19 protein-coding genes are annotated in these 20,715 nt (G+C 63.2%); 5 read left to right on the forward strand and 14 right to left on the reverse strand.

All coding sequences use genetic code 11. The features are described from left to right. Positions 1-29: 29 nt before the first annotated feature. Genes FNA46_RS04995 through FNA46_RS05010 form a run of 4 tightly spaced genes read left to right on the forward strand, consistent with a single transcriptional unit; the run spans position 30 to position 3,622 of the window. Positions 30-941, forward strand: coding sequence for a siderophore ABC transporter substrate-binding protein (locus FNA46_RS04995; protein WP_142881234.1), 912 nt, complete (start codon positions 30-32; stop codon positions 939-941). Positions 942-979: 38 nt separating this feature from the next. Further along, positions 980-1,918, forward strand: a complete 939-nt coding sequence (locus FNA46_RS05000) for an ABC transporter permease (RefSeq protein WP_246102862.1) — start codon at positions 980-982, stop codon at positions 1,916-1,918. Then, positions 1,911-2,855: an iron chelate uptake ABC transporter family permease subunit gene (locus FNA46_RS05005; protein ID WP_142881236.1), complete on the forward strand. Its 945-nt coding sequence runs from the start codon at positions 1,911-1,913 to the stop codon at positions 2,853-2,855. The genes FNA46_RS05000 and FNA46_RS05005 overlap by 8 nt, the downstream gene beginning before the upstream one ends. Further along, complete coding sequence (locus tag FNA46_RS05010) at positions 2,852-3,622, forward strand: iron ABC transporter ATP-binding protein (RefSeq protein WP_142881237.1); 771 nt, start codon at positions 2,852-2,854, stop codon at positions 3,620-3,622. The genes FNA46_RS05005 and FNA46_RS05010 overlap by 4 nt, the downstream gene beginning before the upstream one ends. 144 nt (positions 3,623-3,766) lie before the next feature. Here FNA46_RS05010 and FNA46_RS05015 read toward each other — a convergent pair whose 3' ends face one another. The 5 genes from FNA46_RS05015 to FNA46_RS05030 form a co-directional block, all read right to left on the reverse strand. Next, positions 3,767-5,494, reverse strand: a complete 1,728-nt coding sequence (locus FNA46_RS05015; RefSeq protein WP_142881238.1) for an acetyl/propionyl/methylcrotonyl-CoA carboxylase subunit alpha — start codon at positions 5,492-5,494, stop codon at positions 3,767-3,769. Positions 5,495-5,505: 11 nt separating this feature from the next. Beyond that, the gene (locus tag FNA46_RS05020; protein WP_142881239.1) at positions 5,506-7,110 is read right to left on the reverse strand and encodes a 5-oxoprolinase subunit B/C family protein; all 1,605 of its coding nucleotides are present in this window, start codon (positions 7,108-7,110) and stop codon (positions 5,506-5,508) included. A 7-nt stretch (positions 7,111-7,117) separates the two neighbouring features. Further along, a complete protein-coding gene (locus tag FNA46_RS25935; protein ID WP_185969740.1) occupies positions 7,118-7,291 on the reverse strand; it encodes a hypothetical protein in 174 nt (57 codons plus the stop codon). 4 nt (positions 7,292-7,295) lie between these two features. Further along, the gene (locus FNA46_RS05025; protein WP_142881240.1) at positions 7,296-8,063 is read right to left on the reverse strand and encodes a LamB/YcsF family protein; all 768 of its coding nucleotides are present in this window, start codon (positions 8,061-8,063) and stop codon (positions 7,296-7,298) included. 173 nt (positions 8,064-8,236) lie between these two features. Continuing rightward, the gene (locus tag FNA46_RS05030) at positions 8,237-9,487 is read right to left on the reverse strand and encodes an NRAMP family divalent metal transporter (RefSeq protein ID WP_142881241.1); all 1,251 of its coding nucleotides are present in this window, start codon (positions 9,485-9,487) and stop codon (positions 8,237-8,239) included. A 267-nt stretch (positions 9,488-9,754) separates the two neighbouring features. Here FNA46_RS05030 and FNA46_RS05035 point away from each other — a divergent pair, with 267 nt between their 5' ends. Continuing rightward, positions 9,755-10,408 (forward strand): GntR family transcriptional regulator, encoded by a 654-nt coding sequence (locus tag FNA46_RS05035; RefSeq protein ID WP_142881242.1) that lies wholly within the window; start codon positions 9,755-9,757, stop codon positions 10,406-10,408. A gap of 74 nt (positions 10,409-10,482) precedes the next feature. Here the strand turns inward: FNA46_RS05035 and FNA46_RS05040 are convergent, their stop codons facing one another. The 9 genes from FNA46_RS05040 to FNA46_RS05080 all read right to left on the reverse strand — a co-directional run bounded on the left by FNA46_RS05040 (position 10,483) and on the right by FNA46_RS05080 (position 20,552). Then, positions 10,483-10,830: a cupin domain-containing protein gene (locus FNA46_RS05040; protein WP_142881243.1), complete on the reverse strand. Its 348-nt coding sequence runs from the start codon at positions 10,828-10,830 to the stop codon at positions 10,483-10,485. Between the two features lie 59 nt (positions 10,831-10,889). Next, entirely contained in the window at positions 10,890-12,215 is a 1,326-nt protein-coding gene (locus tag FNA46_RS05045) for an NAD(P)/FAD-dependent oxidoreductase (RefSeq protein WP_142881244.1), read from the reverse strand. A 12-nt stretch (positions 12,216-12,227) separates the two neighbouring features. Beyond that, on the reverse strand, positions 12,228-13,115 hold the full coding sequence (locus FNA46_RS05050) for an ABC transporter permease (RefSeq protein WP_142881245.1): 888 nt from the start codon (positions 13,113-13,115) through the stop codon (positions 12,228-12,230). A 41-nt stretch (positions 13,116-13,156) separates the two neighbouring features. Beyond that, positions 13,157-14,107 (reverse strand): ABC transporter permease, encoded by a 951-nt coding sequence (locus tag FNA46_RS05055; protein WP_142881246.1) that lies wholly within the window; start codon positions 14,105-14,107, stop codon positions 13,157-13,159. Positions 14,108-14,282: 175 nt separating this feature from the next. Beyond that, positions 14,283-15,947, reverse strand: coding sequence for a peptide ABC transporter substrate-binding protein (locus tag FNA46_RS05060; protein ID WP_142881247.1), 1,665 nt, complete (start codon positions 15,945-15,947; stop codon positions 14,283-14,285). A 141-nt stretch (positions 15,948-16,088) separates the two neighbouring features. Then, positions 16,089-17,420 (reverse strand): NAD(P)/FAD-dependent oxidoreductase, encoded by a 1,332-nt coding sequence (locus tag FNA46_RS05065; RefSeq protein ID WP_142881248.1) that lies wholly within the window; start codon positions 17,418-17,420, stop codon positions 16,089-16,091. 1 nt (position 17,421) lies between these two features. After that, a complete protein-coding gene (locus FNA46_RS05070; RefSeq protein WP_142881249.1) occupies positions 17,422-18,135 on the reverse strand; it encodes an SDR family NAD(P)-dependent oxidoreductase in 714 nt (237 codons plus the stop codon). Continuing rightward, on the reverse strand, positions 18,132-18,617 hold the full coding sequence (locus FNA46_RS05075; RefSeq protein WP_142881250.1) for a MarR family winged helix-turn-helix transcriptional regulator: 486 nt from the start codon (positions 18,615-18,617) through the stop codon (positions 18,132-18,134). Before FNA46_RS05075 ends, FNA46_RS05070 begins: the two co-directional genes overlap by 4 nt. A gap of 294 nt (positions 18,618-18,911) precedes the next feature. Then, entirely contained in the window at positions 18,912-20,552 is a 1,641-nt protein-coding gene (locus tag FNA46_RS05080; protein WP_142881251.1) for an ABC transporter ATP-binding protein, read from the reverse strand. Positions 20,553-20,715 lie beyond the last annotated feature (163 nt).

Consider the following 20,715-nt stretch of genomic DNA (forward strand, 5'->3'; position numbering starts at 1 on the left):
ATGACCATCCGACCTTCGGAGACAAGAGCATGACATTTCGCCCCCTCACACGTTGCGTCCTGATGGCCGCCAGTCTCTGCCTTGCCGCCTTGCCGGCCCGTGCCCTTGATGTCGAGACCTATGCCGGCACGGTCACCGTGACAGGGACGCCGTCAAAGGTCGCCGTCTACGACATCGCCGCCCTCGACACCCTGCTGGCAATCGGGGTGATGCCGGCCGGCATTCCGGGCAACCTCTATCTTCCCGAACTGTCGGATCTGAAAGGCAAGGCCGACGTCGTGGGCGACATCTTCGAACCCGATCTCGAGGCGCTGAGCGCGCTGCAGCCGGATCTGGTCATCGTCGGCGGCCGCTCGTCCGGCAAGGAGAAGGAAACGTCAAGGATCGCACCGTCGCTCGACATGACCATGGACGGCATCGATGTGGTCGATCAGGCTCGCGAACGCGCCCGCACCTATGGCACCATCTTCGGAAGAAAGGTCCAGGCCGACAAGGCTCTTGCCGATTTCGACGCGGCACTGGCCCGTGCCAGGTCAGCAGTCCAGGGCAAGGGCAAGGCGCTGATCGTGATGACCAACGGCCCGAAGATCACCGCTTATGGCACCACGTCCCGCTTCGGCTGGGTGCACAAGGCGCTCGACCTGCCGGCAGCTGTCGAGGATGTAAAGGGCGCAACACATGGCGAGCCTGTGTCCTTCGAGTTCATCGCCAGGGCCGATCCCGACTGGCTGCTGGTGCTTGACCGGGCAGCCGCGATCGGCGCCAGGGACCAGAACGCGAAGGCAACGCTCGACAATGCGCTGGTTCATGGCACAAGAGCCTGGAAACGTGGCCAGGTGGTCTATCTGCCCTCGGCCGACTTCTATATTGCGGCCGGAGGACTGAAGGCGACGACCCGGGTGCTGGGGGCGATCGAGACCGCCTTTTCCGACAGCCAGTGATGTTTGTCCCCGCCATTCCCTTGCATCGCCGCGTGGTTATGAGCGCCGGGCTCTGCCTGGCGCTTCTCGTCGTTGCGAGCCTTGCAATCGGCGTCGAAGAGATCTCGCTTTCATCAACGGCCCGCAGCGTACCGCTCGCCGATCTGCTGTCAATCAGCCGGCTGCCGCGCACCCTGGCCGCCGTGCTCTGCGGTGCAGGCCTTGCCGTCGCCGGGCAGATCCTACAGACGCTGACCCGCAACCGCTTCGTTGAACCGTCGACCGCCGGCACGGCACAAAGCGCCGCACTTGGCATCCTGATCGTCACACTCTTTCTGCCGGCCGCCGGCCTTGGCATGAAGGCGCTGGTTGCGAGCATCTGTGCGCTTGCAGGCACCGCGCTCTTTCTTTCGACGGCCCACCGCCTGCCACCGGAGCAACCGCATCTCGTGCCGCTCTTCGGCATGGTCTATGGCGGTGTGGTGGGAGCGGCCGTCACCTATGTCGCCTGGCAAAACGATCTCCTTCAATATCTCGACATCTGGACGAATGGCGAATTCTCCGGCGTGCTGCGGGGGCGCTACGAACTGCTTTTCGTCGCCGTCGTCATCGTCGCCGTTGCCATGCTGATTGCCGAGCGGTTGACGATCATGGCGCTCGGCGAGGCGCAGGCGACCAGTCTCGGCATCGACTATCGCCGGATGACCCAGATCGGACTCGTGCTGGTGTCCGTCATGTCGGCACTGTCAGTCGTCGTTGTCGGGCTCATTCCCTTTGTCGGGCTGGTGGTACCGAACCTCGTATCACGCCTTTCGGGTGACAATCTGCGTGGCACGCTGCCCCTGACGGCCCTGGGCGGGGCAATCCTGGTGCTTGCCTCCGACATCGCGGGGCGCATCATCCGCTTTCCCTACGAGATCCCCGTCGGCACCGTGATGGGGGTGATCGGGCCGGCCGTCTTCCTCTGGTTCGTCCTTCAGGAGCGACGCGATGCGTGATCGGATCGTCATAGCCCTCCTCCTCGGCCTGGCGCTCACGACGATGGCCGCCTTCATGGGCGTGAACCTGCGCGGCAACATCGCATTGGCGCTGGAACTGAGAGGCATCAGGCTCGCAGCCCTGGTGACGGTCGCCATCGCCATTGCACTTTCGACCGTCACCTTCCAGACGATCACCGGCAATCGCATTCTCACGCCCTCGATCATGGGGCTCGACGCGCTTTACCAGTTCGGACAGGCCGCCCTCGTCTTCGGACTGGGCGGGCTGGGTTATGTCTCCCTCTCGCCGCTTCTGAAGTTCGGCGCTGAAACCGCAGCCCTGATGCTGCTCGCAATGATCATCCTGCGGCCGGCACTGAAGAGCCAGATGGACCTCACGCGGATGCTGCTGGCGGGCGTCATCATCGGTGCGCTCTTTCGCAGCATGACCAGTCTCATCGCCCGATTGATCGACCCGCAGGAGTTTGCCGTGGCGCAAAGGGCGATGGTCGCAAACTTCTCCTCGCCGATGATCGACCTGCTGCTGATTGCGGTGCTCGTCACGGTCATTGCGGGCGGCTTCCTCCTGTCCCGCCGACATCTGCTCGATATCGCAGCGCTCGGTCGCGACACGGCGATCGGGCTCGGTGTCACCTGGAACCGCACGGTGATGATCCACCTCCTTGTCGTTTCGCTGCTGGTAGCCGTCTCCACCGCGCTGGTCGGCCCCGTTACCTTTTTAGGTCTGCTGGTCACAGCCCTCGCCGAACGGCTGACGGTCTCGCGACGGCATGACACTCTCTTCGCCGTCGCAATTCTGCTCGGCGTGATCGTTCTCGTCGGCGGGCAAACGCTCCTGCAACACGGCCTCGGCCAGGCTTCAACGCTCTCGGTCGTTGTCGATTTCATCGGCGGCCTCGTCTTCATCCTGCTTCTGTTTGCGAGGCGCATCCGATGATCGAAATCAAATCCGTAAGCCTCGTTCGTGAGGGCCAGCGCGTGCTGGACAGCATCGACCTCCTGCTCCCGAGAGGCGGTCTCACCGCGCTGGTCGGCCCGAACGGCGCCGGCAAGTCGACCCTTCTATCGCTCGCCGCCCGATTGTTGCCGCTGCAAGACGGCTCGGTGACGATCGACGGACTGCCGGTGGAATCGACACCCGGCAAGCTGCTCGCGAAGAAGATCGCCATCCTCCGGCAGGATTCCGGCCCGCCGCCGCGCGTGAGCGTGCGTGACATGGTGGGCTTTGGCCGCTTTCCGCACAGCGGCGGACGGATGACGGCGCAGGATCGGACGATGGTCGAGGAGGCGCTCGCCCGCTTCGAGCTTGAGGCGCTTGCCAACCGTTCGCTCGACCGCCTCTCCGGCGGACAGCGGCAGCGGGTGATGGTGGCAATGACCTATTGCCAGGACACCGACTATATCCTGCTCGACGAGCCCCTGAACAATCTCGACATGTATCACGCTCGCCAGTTGATGCTGGAACTCAGGCGACTGGTCGACGAAACCGGCCGTACCATCGTCATCGTGCTGCACGACATCAACCACGCCTCGGCGAGTGCCGACCGGATCATCGCGATGAAGAACGGCATGATCGCCGCGGATGGCACGCCAGAGACGGTGATGCGCACCGAAGTGCTGGAAGCAATCTACGGGTTTCGGGTTCCCGTTATCGAGACGAACGGTATGCGGCTTGCGCTGCAATACGCCTCCTGCGCGCCTTGACCTGCCGTTGCGGTCGGAGAGGGCGTGAGGGAAGGCAAAGGGAACGCGTGTCCCCCTCGGCAGACTGATCTCACGGGAGATGTGGTCCACCATACCCGTCACTGCCCTGCCTGCGCGGTTCCGGCGGATGCCCCGGCTCCGCGCTTATTCCAGCCTGAGAAGAAGACTGCCGGCCTGGAGGTAAGCGCCTTGCTGGACCAGAAGCCGAACCGTTCCGGCCTTGGGCGCGGTGATCTGCGTTTCCATCTTCATCGCTTCCATCACGGCCAGAAGATCGCCTTCGGCAACCGTGGCGCCGTCCTCCACCTTGAAGGTCTGCAGGGTTCCCGAAACCGGGGCAGCTACGCCATCCAACGGGGTCTGCGCAGACTGACCCGTCATGCCATTCTGACTGCGTCCTGCCGCCCCCAGGCTGGACAGCAGGATGCTCGGCAGGCCGACCGAGACCCGCCGACCATCAATTTCCAGCCATGTGCGCGTCATCGACGGATCGTCGGCAGGTACAGGGCGCTCCATAGCGTCGGGCATGGCGGCAAAGTCCGTCTCGATCCAGCGGGTGTGAACCTTGAAGCCGTCAGCACCGGTAAAGTCATCCGCCTCAACTGCGGCGCGGTGGAACGGCAGGACGGTCGCCACCCCTTCGATGCGAAACTCCGAAAGCGCCCGCCGGGCCCGGCGCAGCACCTGATCGCGGTCGGCGCCCGTGACAATAAGCTTCGCCACGAGGGAATCGAACACACCGGGGATCGAGGAACCGCTGACAACACCGCTGTCGAGGCGAACGCCCGGTCCGGATGGCGGATCGAAGACGGCAATGTCACCGGGTGTCGGCAGGAAACCACGACCGGGATCCTCGGCATTGATGCGAAACTCCATCGCGTGCCCGCGCGGCTCCGGCGTCTCCAGAATACTCAGCGTCCGGCCTTCCGCGATGCGGAACTGCTCGATGACGAGATCGATTCCCGTCGTTTCCTCGGTCACGGGATGTTCAACCTGAAGGCGCGTATTGACTTCGAGGAAGGAAATCGTGCCGTCGACGCCAAGCAGGAACTCGACGGTGCCCGCACCCGAATATCCCGCAGCCGCGCAGATCGCCTTTGCCGCATCATGGATCTTCTGCCGCTGCTCGGCGGACAGGAACGGCGCCGGAGCCTCTTCGATGAGCTTCTGGTTACGGCGCTGCAGCGAACAGTCCCGCGTGCCGACCACCAGTACGTTGCCATGCTTGTCGGCCAGAACCTGCGCCTCGATGTGGCGGGGCCGGTCCAGGAAGCGTTCGAGGAAACATTCACCACGCCCGAAGGCAGCGGTGGCTTCGCGCACGGCGGACTCGTAGAGATCGGCGATCTCCTCCATCTTCCAGGCCACCTTCAGCCCGCGCCCGCCGCCGCCATGGGCGGCCTTGATAGCAACAGGCAGGCCATGCGTTCTTGCAAAGGCGACAACCTCGGCAGCCGAGGTGACGGGACCGTCGCTGCCGGCCACAAGCGGCGCGCCAACACTGGTAGCGATATGACGCGCCTTGACCTTGTCGCCGAGCGTTTCGATCACATGCGGGTCGGGGCCGATCCAGATAAGGCCGGCATCGAGCACGGCCTGCGCAAACTCGGCACGCTCCGACAGGAAGCCATAGCCGGGGTGGACGGCGTCAGCGCCGGCCCGCTTTGCGATGGCGATCAGCTTGGCAATGTCGAGATAGGTTTCGGCCGGGCGCACGCCCTCCAGTGCGTAGGCCTCATCGGCCAGCCTTACGAAGAGCGCATCACAATCGGGATCGGCATAGACGGCGACCGATCCGATACCATGGTCGCGGCAGGCGCGGATGATGCGCACGGCAATCTCGCCGCGATTGGCGATCAGAACTTTTTTCATCGCTGCTCTCCTCAGATGTCGTTGGTTCCGGTCGCCGAAATCTCCGCGAAGGGGGCAATCGGTCGGAACCTGATTTTGGCGTTGACGGGGATCTGGCCCGCAAGGTCGAGGTGGTAGTCCGCAACCGCGCCGATGACCGGATAGCCGCCTGTCAGCGGATGATCGGCGAGGAAGAGCACCGGCTGGCCGCTATGCGGAATCTGGATGGCGCCGGTCGCCGTGCCCTCACTCGGAAGTTCGGCGGTGTCCCTGCGCTCGACCGGCAGGTCACCGGCAAGCCTGATACCGACCCGGCTGGATTGGGGCGTCACCGTCCAGAGCTGGGCACTCAGGGTTTCCAGTCCCTTCTGCGTGAACCAGTCGGTGCGCGGACCGAGCACGACATCGAGGGTCACGATCTCGCCGGCCAGGGGAGGCTCGAAGGCCGGAGCCTCGTCGAGCGAGACGCTGGCAAGACCGGCGGTCCTGCCCTTCAGTGTCAGAACGGCGCCCGTCACCACGGGTTTCGGGCCGACGACAGCCAGCGTATCGGTCGCGAAACTGCCAAGAACCGGCTCGACATCGAAGCCGCCGCGCACGGAAAGATAGCTGCGCATGCCCTTCACAGGCTGGCCGAGCCGCACGGTATCGCCGGGCTCCAGAGAGATCGGGCGATAGGCTTCAGCGCCGTATACGGCTCCGGCAGCGGTCTCGATCGTGATCGGGCACGGCGCGCCGGCAAGGCCGATGACGGCGCGGGCAGCGCTCCTGAACGCGAAGCCGCCGAGCGTCAGTTCCAGACACGGCGTGTTGGCGGGATTTCCGGCAAGACGGTTCGCGGCATTGAAGGCGCTGCGGTCGAGCGCTCCGGACGACGACACCCCCTGCCCCGTCTGCCCGAAACGGCCAAGATCCTGAAACAGCGCGGGCATCGGCGCAGCCAGAACCTCGAAATGTGGAGCGGAGAGGTCCGGCTGCCGTTCTGCCTTGCGCGGCGTCTGCGCAAGGGAAACAGTCCTGCCGGTCCTGGCCATGTCGAGGAAGCGAACGCGATAGCCAGGCTGCAACAGCGCGCCGGGTTCCCGGTCGATATCCCACATCTTGAGCGGCGTCGTGCCGATGATCTGCCAGCCGCCCGGGCTGTTTTGCGGGTAGACGCCGCTGAACGCACCGGCAAGCGCCACCGAGCCCGCCGGAATGCGGGTGCGCGGGCTCTGGCGGCGCGGGACGGCAAGTGCCGGATCGCCGCCGACAAGATAGCCGAAACCGGGCGCGAAGCCGCAAAAGGCTACGGCAAATTCGCTTTCGGTATGCCGGCGGATCACCTCATCGACGCCAAGGCCGGTCAGCGCTGCCACATCGTTCAGGTCTTCACCGTCGTAGCGGACGGGAATCTCCACAAGCTGTCCGGCAGCCGGCGGCGCGGCGGAGAGATCGCGTGCTGCAAGCGCTTCCGCGATACGAGCGGCATCGATCGTGTCCGGCCGGAACCGGATCATCAGCGTGCGTGCGGCCGGCACCATCTCCTCGATTCCGTCGACGGGTTCAGTCGACAAAGACGCAAACAGCGCCAGCGTTTCATGGAGACTGGCGAGTTCGACAAGGAGAACGGTAAGGCTGACGGGGAGGATACGCATCGGGCTCTCAGGCGTGATAGGCGGAATCGGGAATGTCCGTGATGGATATGCAGCCCGGCGCATGGGTAATCGCGAAGGGAACGCCGGATGTCGGCTCGACACGGTCTTGGCGATAGGTGGCGCGGGCCTTTCGGGCAGCTGGCGTATCGACATGTGCCCGAAAATCGATCGGAGTGGCCATCGTCTCAGGCTCCCGTGACAAAAGATCGGATGGCGACGCCCTCGCGTTCGAAACGCTGGCGGATCGTTTCGGCAATGTCGACCGCACCGGGGCTGTCGCCGTGAACGCAGATGGACTGGGCGGAAATCTCGATGGTGGAACCGTCGATGGCAACAAGCGTGCCGGTGCGGGCAAGGCGCAGCATGCGCTCGGCGATCTCGTCTTTGTCATGCAGAACCGCCCCCGGCTCGCGGCGGGAGACAAGCTCACCCTTCGGCGTGTAGGCGCGATCGGCAAAGGCTTCAGCCACAACGGCAAGACCGGCCTTGCGGGCAAGATCAAGAATGGGAGCATTGGCAAGGCCCATCAGGACAAGCCCGGCGTCGATGGCGAGGATCGCATCGATCACGGCCTGTCCCTGTCTGGCGTCCCAGGCGATGCGGTTATAAAGCGCGCCATGCGGCTTCACGTAGGTGACGGTGGTGCCAAGCGAGGCAGCAATGCCCTTCAGGGCGCCGATCTGGTAGATTGTGTCAGTAAAGAGCTGTTCCGGCGCGATATCCATGTCGCGACGGCCGAAACCGACGCGGTCCGGATAGGACACATGGGCACCGATCGCCACGCCTCTGGCGGCCGCCGCCTTGACCGTATTGTAGATGCCGGCGGGGTCGCCTGCATGAAATCCGCAGGCAATGTTCGCGCTGGAGACGATGGCCAGCATGGCCTCGTCCTGTCCCATGCGCCAGGCACCGTAGCTTTCGCCGAGATCACTGTTCAGATCGATTGCAGCCATCGTGAAGTTCTCCTTGAGCTCCTGGCAAGGTCATCGCAATGATCTTGCTATCGCTATTGCATCGACAAGGGAATGTGCGTCGCAGCCTGTTCGTGACGTATCACAACGGGCCTTGCGACATCGGGGCGAGCGTGGCGCGCCAAGGTCGCCACGCTCTCTTGCGACATGCGCCGTCACAGGCCGAGCAGCGCGAAGATCGGGCCGATCGACTTGTAGGCCATGTACCAGGTCAGGCAGCAGACCAGCGCACCGAGCACCAGCAACCAGCGCGGATACTGATAGCCGTTCATCAGGTCGGCGCGCTTCCAGGCGGCAAACAGCAGCATGGACAGACCGATCGGCAACACGAGGCCATTCAGGCCGCCGACGAAGACCAGCATGGCGGCCGGCGGCGTGGTGATGATGACATAGGCGACGAGCGAGATGCAGATGAAGGCGACGGTTGCCAGGTTGCGCTGACGCTCGGAGATTTCCGGTCTGAAAGCCGTCAGGAACGACACCGAGGTATAGGCCGCGCCGATGATGCTGGTCATGGCGGAGGCAAGGAAGACGGCACCGAACAGGCGGAAACCGATATCACCGGCTGCTGCATGAAAGGCCTGGCCGGCCGGATTGGCTCCCTTGCCCGAAAGGTCGATGACAACACCGCTTGCAACGACACCGAGAACGGCGAGGAACAGGATGTAGCGCAGCACGCCGGTGATCGCGATTCCGCTCAGCGCCGCGCGGTTGATGGCAGAAATGTTTTCCACGCCGGCCGTGCCCTTGTCGAGCAGGCGGTGCGCGCCGGCATAGGTGATATAGCCGCCGACCGTGCCGCCGACGATGGTGGTGATCGTCGCAAAATCGATGGTCGAAGGCAGGAAGGTCTGATGGAAGGCGTCGGCAACCGGCGGGCCTGACACGACCGTCGCATAGAGGATCAGCGCCAGCTTGACGAAGGCGGCGACGAAGACCACGCGGTCCATCGCAACACCGGCCCGGCGCGACAGGAAGATGCCGATGGCGGCCAGAGCGGCCGCAGCCCCGCCGATCTTCGGATCGAGATCGACCATTGCATTGAGGCCGAGCCCGGCGCCGCCGATATTGCCGACATTGAAGAACAGGCCGCCGATGATCACGAGAATGGCCAGCAGATAGCCGGAGCCGGGAATGGCGGCATTGGCAATTGCCGGCGCACGCATGCGGGTGACGGCGACGATGCGCCAGACATTCGCCTGCACGACGAAATCGATCAGGATCGAGACCACGATCGCGAAAGCGAAGGCTGCCCCCAGTTTCACGGTGAAGGTGGCGGTCTGCGTGATGAACCCCGGCCCGACGGCCGCCATCGACATCAGGAACATGGCGGAAAGCAGGGCATAGCGCTGGGACTGCGCGCCTCCCGCAGCCTTGCGGCCCGGCACAGGCTCGGTCTTCTGCATGATATGTCTCCGTTTATCGTCATCCGCCCCTCGCGGATGCTTTCATGCTCTCAATCATGGAATGCTCCTCAGAAATGTCAATATCGTTGAACAATCTTTTAATATTGCACAGCAATATAGATACATTGCTGTGCAATATGATGAAGTTTTGGGCAAAGACTCCGTGTGTGCCGCCAAACATTTGTGCTATGGAGGCAAGTGTTGAGGGAACAGACGCAGCGGGCCACCCATGACAGGCCCGACGGGAAGCATTGGGGACGCAACAGCATGACGGAGATGGCGGAGAGCTTGCCGGTTGCGGATAGGCTTGCCAGAGACATTCGCGCGATGCTGATCTCGGGGGAGTTGAAGCCGGGGCAGCGCCTTTCTGAAGCCGCCTTCAGCGAACGCCTCAACGTTTCCCGCAATTCGCTGCGCGAAGCGTTCCGGCTTCTCACGAAAGAAGGCCTGCTCCAGCACGAGGCAAACCGCGGCGTCTTCGTCAGCGTGCCGAGCATGTCCTCGATCATCGATATCTATCGCGTCAGACGCCTCATCGAATGCGGCGCCCTGCTCAAGGCATGGCACCTGCATCCTGCCGTCAGAACGATGCGTCAGGCGGTCGAGGCGGCCAAGTCCTGCCGCCTGCGCAGCGACTGGCAGGGCGTCGGCAGCGCAAACATGACCTTTCACGCAGCCGTTGTGGATCTATCCGATAGCGCCCGGCTGAATGCGTTCTATGCGGGCATCGCCGCAGAACTGCGGCTCGGCTTCGGGCTGCTCGGAGATCCCGAAGACCTGCATTCTCCATTCATCGACATGAATGACGAGATCGTCACGCTCGTCGAGAACAACAGGTCCGCAGAGGCGGCAAGCCGCATGGGCGACTATCTGACGCTCTCGGAACGGGTCATCCTGAAGGCCTTCGAGAAGACCCTCTGAACGCATCCGGGCAGCGCAGGACTGTTTACCCTGATGGCGCTGACCTGCATGGCAGCGCTCCCGATAGGTCGATCCTATGGCTTCGGAACGACGGTAGCCAGCTTGCGGAACGGCGAGAGAATTTCGAGGCGGCTGGGCACGCCTCTGGCGATGCTGACGATGGCGCCGGGACCGATCTGCACGGGTGCGGCACCCGCTTGCGAATAGATCGCCTCGCCTTCGACGACAACGAATGTTTCCTCAAGATCGCGGCCGGGATAGTTGTAGATGCCGGGCTCTGCCTTCCATACGGCGACGATTGTGCCGTTTTCCATCGGGTCCTGCCAGATCAGGCGGCGGTAGGAACCGCTGTCACGCCCTTGCGCCGGCATGGCGGGCGTGAGGTCGATATCATCGGCAATGTTGTAGATCGGCATGCTCATGGCGGTCTCCTAGGGGGTTCATGATGATGCGCATCGGCGGCACGCTGCGGGGCATAAGGTCAGGCATGCGGCGGCAGAGGCGTGCCGGAAAGGCGGGTAGCGAGATTGTCACGCAGACGGTGGTAACGCAGCGTCAGCGCCGGGCCGAAGGTCATGTAGAAGGGCGCAGCCTTCAGCGGCTCCAGCTTCAGCGCCAGTTCGCCTTCCGGTCTGTCCAGCGCCCATTCGGACAGGATGGAGCCCAGCATGGAGCCCGTTGGCACGCCGCGTCCGGACAGGCCGGTCAAGGCCACGACACCGGGCGCCAGAGCGTAGAAACGCGGCACCGTGCGATACTGCATGTCGAGTTCGCCGAACCAGATATAGTCCCAGCGGATCTCCTCGCGAATCTGAGGATGCAGCCATTTCAGCCGCTCGCTCATCACCTGTCGCGTATAGGCCATTTCACGTCCACGCCGTCCCATGGGGAACATCGAGGCGACGATGCGGCCCTCCGCATTGTACTTGTAGACAAAGATATCGCCGCGACCGTCGTGGATCGTGGTGTTGTTCGGCAGCACGCGAACCCGCGTTTCCGGCGAGAGCACCTGCGTGGCGGCCACGAAGACGCGCTGGATCTTGAAGGTGCGGTCGAGTTTCGGCCAGCCGCCGACGGTATAGGCACCCGTCGTGAAGATCACCTTGTCGGTAATCACGTGGCCGGCGGGGGTTGCCACCTTCCAACCGCCGGCCGCATCACGCTCGCAGGAGGTCGCGGCCGAGCCGGTGAACAGTTTTGCACCTTCCTGAAGAACGGCACGCGCCAACCCCCGCGCATAGCCGAGCGGATTGAGATGCCCGGCCTCCTCATGCAGCCAGCCGCCCTGGAAGCGCGGGCTGCCGGTGAGATCGGCCACTTCGTCGCGATCGATGAAGCGGGTGCGGGCACCGACGGCATTATAGGTCTTGACCTTCTCGCGGATCGTATCGAGTGCGCGAGGATGCGGGGCGCCCATCACATAGCCGTTCTGCACCCATTCGCAGTCGATCTGGTAGTCGCGGATCATGGCCGCGACGCGATCATTGGCGCGCGTCTGCCGCTCGATCAGCCGTTCCGCCCAAGGTTCGCCCAACATCCGCCGAAGCTCCGGCAGGCTGTAATGGGTGAAAGTTGGCGTGCAGTGGCCGGCATTGCGGCCGGAACCGCCGAAGCCCGCCTCCTCCCGCTCCAGGAGCACGACCCGGACCCCGGCTTTGGCCAGTTCCAGCGCCGTCGTGAGCCCCGTATAGCCCGCACCGACGATGCACACATCAGCCCTGACGCTACCTTCAAGCCTTTCGGTTTTCGGGGCCGGTGCGGCAGTCGCATACCATAGGGTGATATTGAAGGGGGAAAACGCTGTCATGACGGCCTCCCCTCAACTCAGGTCGCTACGGGCGTCGAGCGCATCGCGCAGGCCGTCGCCGATGAAGTTGAAGCTGGTCACCGCAAGGGTAATCGCCACCCCCGGCACGATGGCGAGCCAGGGCGCCTTGTCGAGATATTGCTGGGCACCGTTCAGCATGTTGCCCCAGCTCGGCAGCGGCGGCTGGATGCCATAGCCGAGGAAGCTGATATAGGCCTCCAGCAGGATGGCACGCGCCACCGTCAGCGTGGCTGCCACGATGATCGGACCGACCGCGTTCGGCAGGATTTCCCGGAACATGATCCAGGCATTCGGCAGCCCCAGCATGCGCGCGGCCAGCACGAAATCACGCTCACGCAGCGAGCGCACCTCAGCCTCCACCAGCCTGGCAATTTCCATCCAGCTGGTGACCGCGATGATCACCGTGATCATGAATGGGCTCGGCTTCACGAAGGCCGCAAGCGCCAGCAGCAGGAAGATGCTGGGAAAGGAGAGAAACGCATCAACGAAGCGCATCAGCACCGCACCAAGGCGCCCGCCGTAATAGCCGGCGACCACGCCGATGACAGTGCCGATCAGCGTCGAGAGCACCATTGCAAAGAAGCCGACCAGCAGGGAAATGCGACCGGCATTGAACAGACGCGCTGCGATATCCCGGCCCAGCGGATCAGTGCCGAAGATATGCGCGCCGGTGAGTGGCGGCGCAAAGCGGGCGCGCAGATCGATGAAGAGCTCGTCATAAGGCAGAAGATGCGGACCGACGACACAGGCGAAGATCATGACCGAGATCATCACGAAGCCGAGGACGGCGAGCCTGTGGCGCATGAAGCGCCGGATCGTGCGGCTTCGCCACCAGTGCGCGCCAGCGACGGCGGAAGGGGAGAGCATTGTGGCAGACATGGTCTATCCTTTCGGGGATGACGGCTGTTGCGAACATGGCCTCATCCGAGCCGGATGCGGGGATCAACGAGAGCGACCAGCAGGTCGGCAATCAGGCTGCCGAGCAGCACAAGGATGGCTGAAAACATCAGAAGCCCCATCACGACCGGGTAATCGTGATAGCCGAGACTATCGAGGAAGAGCCGCCCCATGCCGGGCCAGGTAAAGACCGTCTCGGTTACCAGTGCGCCACCGAGAATGGTCGGCAGTTGCAGGCCGGCGAGCGTAATCATCGGCAACAGCGCATTGCCCACCACATGCTTCACCAGAACGCGGCGTGGCGTGAGCCCCTTTGCACGGGCGGTGCGCACGAAATCCTGATTGATCACATCAAGCGTTGCGGTGCGCATGTAGCGGCTCCACACGGCGATGTTGACAAGCGCCAGAACGAGGCTCGGCATGACCAGATGGATCGCATAGTCGTAAAGAGACTGATCGCCGATCGTGTACATGTTGCCGGCGGGCAGCCATTTGAGCTTCAGCGCAAAGACATAGATGGCGACGAGACCGAACCAGAAGGTCGGGATGGACAGGGCCACCATGGCGCCCACCGTTGCGGTATAGTCGAACAGCGAATAGCGTTTCGTTGCTCCCTTGATGCCGATCCAGGTGCCGATCAGGATCGAGACGAGGGTGGAGGAAACCATCAGCAGAAGCGTTGCGAACAGATGCCCGCAAATGATGTCGAGCACGGGTCTCTGGTCGCGGTAGGACTTCCCCCAGTCTCCCTGCACGAGGCGCCAGACCCAGTCGAGATACTGGATCGGAAGGGGACGATCGAGCCCCATCTGGTGGGCAATGCGATCGAGCGCCTCGCGCGTCATGCCGGGGGTCAGGGCGAACTGCGACAACGGGCCGCCGGGCGCGAGGTTGAGGATGGCAAAGCCGATGATCGACACCAGCACCAGCAGGACAAGGCTCTGCCAGAGACGATTGAGAAGATAGGCGAACATGCGGGGTCAGCTCCGGTTCGACCCGAGGCGCATTCCGGCAGGAGCGGACCTCGGGCAGGCCTTCGGGATCGTCGGCGACGGCCGGCGTCAGACACGCCCCTGCGGAGCCCGCCTTCCTCGCCGGTCGTCGCGACGCGACGGGCCGGGCACTGAACCAGCCCGGCCTTTGCTGCGATCAGTTGAGGCTCCAGCTTCCGACGTTCCAGGTGTCGATGCGCGTGTTGATGTTGAAGACAACATTCTCCACGCCCTGCTTGTGGCCGCGCACCGTTGCGTACTGGAACAGCGGCAGGAACGGCAGCTCCTTGCGCATGATCTCCTGGATCTTCAGATAGGCGGTCTTGCGCTCGGCCGGCACGAACAGGCTGCCACCCTTGGCCAGCAGCTCGTCCACCTCCTTGTTGGCGAACTGCCAGGTGTTCTGGCCGGAACCGCCCTTGGCCGGACTGGAGTTAGAGCGGAAGAAATCCGACGTGTCGGGATCCGGGCCGGTCAGGAAATCGAGGCCGACGATCACGGTGTCGAACTGCGACAGCATCCAGTAATCACCCCACATGACGGCCGGCGGCAGGTTGGAAATGGTCATCTCCACGCCCAGTTCCTTGAAGGACTGCTGCATGTACTGCTGCACCTGCTCGCGGATGTGGTTGCCCGCCGTGGTGGAGCAGGTGAAGGAAAGCTTCACGCCATCCTTGGCACGGACGCCGTCCGCTCCCGGCTTCCAGCCGGCCTCATCAAGTAGTTTCTTGGCCTTCTCCATCGAGTATTCGTGCTTCGGCAGATCCGGATTGTAATAGAAGGACTGCTGCGGCACATAGCTTTCGGTCGGCGTCGGCAGACCATAGTAAAGCGCATCGATGATCGATTGCTTGTCGATGGCGTGGTAAAGCGCCTCGCGCACCTTCGGGTCCTTGAACTGCGGACGCTCCATGTTGAAGGTAAAGGATTCGACCGTGGAGCCCGGCACGACCGTGACCACCTTGCCCGGCAGCGCCTTTGCCTCGTCATAATGATCAGGCGTGATCCACTGCAGGCCGACAACATCGATGTCGCCAGTCTTGAACTGCGTGTACATGACGTTGAGATCGGGCACGTATTTGTAGATCAGCCGCTGCAGATGCGGCCCATCGCCGAAGTAATCGGCATTGGCCTCAAGCAGGATGTAATCGCCGGCCACACGCTCCTTCCACTTGAACGGACCGGTGCCGATCGGCGCATTGTTGTAGGGGGCGGTATTTTTATCGGCGGCGGCGCCGAGGATATGCTTCGGGGTGATGAAGGTGGAGGCGAGGATGGATGGATAGGGCGCGAAGGGCTTTTCCATCTTCCAGGTGATTTCGGTGGGCGACACGACGGTGAGATCGCGCACATATTCATGGCCAGTCTTGCGCCAGGACCGAAAGTTCGGATCGACCAGCAGTTCGAGCGTGAATTTGACGTCTTCGGCCGTGAAGGGCTTTCCGTCATGCCATTTCACGTCGTCCCGCAGCCTGATCTTCCAGGAGAGACCATCAGCGGAAATGCCACCATTCTCGACGGTCGGCACCTCGGCCGCAAGCGCTGCGACGAAGGCGCCCTTCTCGTCCACATAGAAGAGCGGATCGAAGATGCTGAAATGGATGCCTTCATCCACCTCGATATGCGGCATGTGCGGATTGAAGACGGTCGGCTCCTGCGAGAAACCGATGGTCAACTGCCCCTTGGGCGTCTTGGCCTCCTTCGCGAAGGCACGCGAGAGGCCGGGAAGACCGCACAGCACGGCGCCGGACGCGCCGAGCGCGAGAAGGCCGAGCGCCTGGCGGCGTGTGGTGGCAGTAAACGGCTTGGATTGATCGGACATGGTCAGTTCCCCTTTTTGTCGATGGATTGTCTTTGATGTCACGTCGTTGCATCCGCCTCTGCGGGCGGTAAGCCTCCCGCCGGCAGTCACCTGCCGGTCTGCAAGGGCGACAGGCGGCAGAGCCGCCGGTCGCGGGGCGCGTCAGAAGCCGCTGATCAGTTTGATCTTCGAACCGTCGGAAAAGCGGCTGAACCGGAAATCGCGGCGCTCGACGATCGGGCTGCGGCCGGTGACGATATCCGCCATCAGGCGACCGGCACCCGGGCCGATGCCGAAGCCATGGCCGGAAAAACCGGTAGCGACATGGAAACCGGGGATCGCGTCGATGGCATCGATGACCGGCACCGCATCCGGCGTCACGTCGATCATGCCGCCCCAGCGCTGGGCGATCTCGGCATTCCTGAAGACCGGAAAAGCCTCCGACAGGCGCTTCAACGCCGCATCCGACATGGCCTTGGACGGGATGGGATCAAGCACGCGGTTGTATTCGAAGGGTGAGGCCTCATCGAGTGCCCAGCGCCTCGGGATGCGCGCCTCGTCGAAGAAGCGGCCCGCGAGCCGAAACCGAAGGGAACGCCATTCGTGCGCAAAGGCCGGCATGAACTTCATGGCGTAACGGAAGGACGCCGGCACGAGATCGACGATGTTCTGCGTGCCGTCAGCGATCGTGTAGCCGCCGTCCTGGCGCTTGCGCAGCGCAAAGCCGCTGGCCCATATCGCTTCTTCCGGCCCGCCTTCGAGCGGCTTGGTGCGCAAGACGGAATTCAGCACCCTCAGCTGCGGCAGGTCGAGGCCATTATTGCCCATGAACAGGCTGGACCAGGCGCCTCCGGCCAGCACCACGGCCTGACAGGCTATCTCGCCACGCTCGGTCACGACGCCGGACACACGGCCACCGGACAATTGCAGGCCGCGCACCGCACATTCCGTGAGGATATGCGCCCCGCGATCACGCGCGGCTTCCGCAATCGCAGGCGCTGCCCTCTGCGGTTCGGCGCGGCAATCGCCGGCGGTATAGAGCGCCCCGGCAATCTTCATCCGGTTGCCGGGATACTTTTCGTTGAATTCTGCGGCACTCAGCATGCGGCTTTCGATCTGATAGCCTTCGAGATTGCGATTCCATCTCTCGTGCTCGTCGAACTGCTTCTCGTCGGCACAGGTGAAGACGATGCCGGAGCGCTTGAAGCCTGTTTCCCGCCCCGTGCGCCGATTGAGATCGGCCCAGATGCGAAGCGATTCCGCCATCAGCGGCACTTCGCGCGGATCTCGCCGGGAAATGCGTACCCAGCCCCAGTTGCGGCTGGATTGTTCGTGGCCGATGCCGCCCTTTTCGCACAGGGCAACCTTCAGGCCGCCATCGGCAAGTTCCAGCGCCGTCGAGGTTCCGATGATCCCGCCGCCGATGACGACGACATCCACCTGTTTCGGCAGTTCGGCATCGCCATGGACGGGAACGACAAATGGACCGGGCATGTCAGAAGAACTCCTCGAGTTGGCAATTCACAGCGAATTCGGCGACGGAGGCCTCGTTCGGCAGAGCAAGCAGCATGGCGACGATACGGGCGAGATCCTCCGGCTGCGTCAGACGGTCGGCGGGCCGGTCGGTCAGTGCCGCGGCCATGTCGGTGGCGACAAAGCCGGGGCAGACGGCTGTGGCGCGCACACCCTGTTCAAAGCCTGTCTGGCGGATGGCATGGGCAAGGGCCACGGCGGCGAACTTCGACAACGAATAGCTGCCGGCACCGGCCGACTTCACCCTCTTGCCGGAAAGCGAGGCGAGGATGATGACCCTGCCACGACCCGTGGCGCAGAGCGCGGCCCAGGCGGCCTTCGCCAGCCGGCGCGGCGCCTTGACGTTGACCGCCATCATCGCATCGATATCCTCGTCATCGGCCTCGATCACCGTCTTCGGGATCATGATGCCGGCATTGGCGACCAGCGCATCGATGCGGCCGAAACGCGAAAGCACCGCGTCCACCCAACGCAGCTCCCCGGTGACATCAGCGGCATCATAGGCCATCAGATGCACGCGCTCCTCGCGGCCGGACGTCCAGTCGGGCAGAACGGGCTGGCGCATGCCGAGCGACACGGACCATCCCTGGTCCAGAAGTTCCAGCGCCACATGCCGGCCGATGCCGCGGCCTGCTCCGGAAATCAGTGCTACGGATCCTTCGGGAGCCTTGATCATGGCAACCCCACAATCCGCCGATAGGCACGTCTCAAGATATCCATGACCAGCCTCTGTTCGTCTTCGGGAATGAAGGAGAAGAAATCGCGCGACTGTTTCGGCACGATCTCTCGGATCTTCACCGCAAGTGCCGCCCCCGCCTCCGTGATGTAGAGTTCCTGGGCCCGGCTGTCGTCGGGCGAAACCTCGCGCCGGATGAGGCCGTGGCCCTCCATCTGGTCGATCAGCCGGCCCATCGCGGAGCGGTCGCGCAGGATCAGGTGGGCGATCACCGAAGGGCGGATGCCCGGATAGTCATCGACCAGAAGCAGGGTGGTGATCTTTCCCGTGCCCTTGGCGACATCCAGCCCCTCCAGCCGCTCGTCCAGATCGCGCGAAACGGCAAGGTTGATGGTGCGGATGTAAAAGCTCAGCGTATCCTCGAGAACATCGATGTTGATATCCTCGGGCACGATGGGCGGTCTGGCAGGCGGCTTGCGCATGAAGGTTCGGTTCCTATGGACAAAAAGAGGCTCCATTCGCCGACGCCCTGTGCGGGCGCCGCCGTCCGGTTTTCCATCCATGCCGTATTGCAGTTTCGTGACGCTATGAAAGGGCAATTGGTGGATAATAGCAACTATTTTCGCGCCGGAATCCGATATTTTTTCGCAATTTCAATTACTTAATAGGAAAAACAGGGAGAGCGCCGGCATCGCGGGATGCCAGCGAAACAGGGCGGGATATCCTGAGGAGAGCCATCTCGCGGGCATGATGCCCCGGTTCGGCTGTGCTCCTGATCAGACGGCTGTAACTACCGGTTCCCAGTCTGCACCGGGAATGGCGGCCACAAGCTTGCGGGTATAGTCGTGCTGCGGGTGTCGGAAGATGCGGGTCGGCGGCCCCTCCTCCACCACGATGCCCTTGTGCATGACCAGCACCTCATCGCAGATCTGGCTCGCGACCCTCAAATCATGCGTGATGAAAATCATCGCGATCTTCATCTCCCGCTGGACCCGGGCCAGAAGTTCGAGGATCTGCGCCTGGATCGAGACGTCGAGGGCCGAGACCGCCTCATCCGCGACCAGCACGACCGGATCGAACATCAGCGCCCGGGCAATGCCGATCCGCTGACGCTGGCCGCCGGAAAACTCGTGCGGGAAGCGGTCATAGGCCTGCTCGTCGAGACCGACCAGCGCCAGAAGCCGGAGCGCCTTGGCCCGCGCCTCCTGCGCTGAAACGCCATGCGCGATCGGCCCGACGGTCAGGATCCGGCCGATCGTGTGACGGGGATTGAGCGAGGCGAATGGATCCTGGAAGATCATCTGGATATAGGGACGGATCTTGCGGAAGCTTTCCTCCGCCATGCCGGCAATATCGCGCCCGTCGAAGCGGATCTGGCCAGCATCCGGCTCCAGAAGCTTCAGCAGTACCTTCCCCAGCGAGGACTTGCCGGACCCGCTTTCGCCGACGACACCCAGCGTCTGGCCCTTGCGCAGCCGGAAACTGACCCTGTTGACCGCCTTGACCGTCCGCGCCGCGGCAAACAGCGAACGGCTGCCGCGATATTCCTTCTCCAGGTTTTCCACCTCCAGCACCACCGGGGGTTCATCGCTGACAGCGTCCGCGCTGGCACGCATGCGCGGCACGGCCGCCACCAGCCGGCGCGTATAGGGATGAGCGGGATGCACGAGAACCTGATCGGCCCTGCCCTGCTCCACCAGATGTCCCTTTTCCATGACCACCACACGGTCGGCGATCTCGGCAACCACGCCGAAATCGTGGGTAATGAACATCACGCTCATGCCCTTGCGCTTCTGGATACGGCGGATGAGATCGAGGATCTGCGCCTGGGTGGTGACATCGAGCGCCGTCGTCGGTTCGTCAGCGATCAACACATCCGGATCGAGCGCCAGCGCCATGGCGATCATCACGCGCTGGCGCTGGCCGCCGGACAGTCGGAAGGGATATTGCAGCCGCATCAGGGAAGGATCCGGCAGGCCCACCTCTTCCAGCAAGTCCAGGACCTTCGCCCTTCGGCTTTCCGCAGTTCCCACCCCATGCGCGGCCAGAACCTCGGCAATCTGGTCGCCAACAGTCATCAGCGGATTGAGCGCCGAGAGCGGATCCTGAAAGATGATCGAGACGGCGCGACCGCGCAGTGGCCGGATCTCCTCTTCCCGCGCGGCCAGAATGTTGATGCCTTTGAAATGGATCTCGCCGGCGCTGACTTTGATCGCCGGCGACAGGAGGCCCATGATGGTGTTGGCGGTCACGGATTTTCCGGATCCGGATTCACCGATGATGCAGAGAATTTCTCCTGCATGGAGATCGAAGGATATGTCCTTGACCGCGTGGGCCCGCTCCATTGCCGGCGGAAGGTCCACCGTGAGATGACGAACGGACAGCACCACGTCGGCCGACGTGGAGGTTTGCGACATCAGTTCCCCTTGTTTTTTGTTCACCATGTTCGCATTGGTCGGCACATATTGCGCCGATGGAGATAGTGGATGATGTCCACTATCTTGTCCAGTGATCATGTGTTGCAGGCAGGCGACGGTGGGATTGGGACAGAGATCCCCCCATCGCGGCCTTTATCCGGGG

The sequence above is a fragment of the Affinirhizobium straminoryzae genome, from assembly GCF_007004135.1.
Taxonomy (GTDB): Bacteria; Pseudomonadota; Alphaproteobacteria; order Rhizobiales; family Rhizobiaceae; genus Neorhizobium; species Neorhizobium straminoryzae.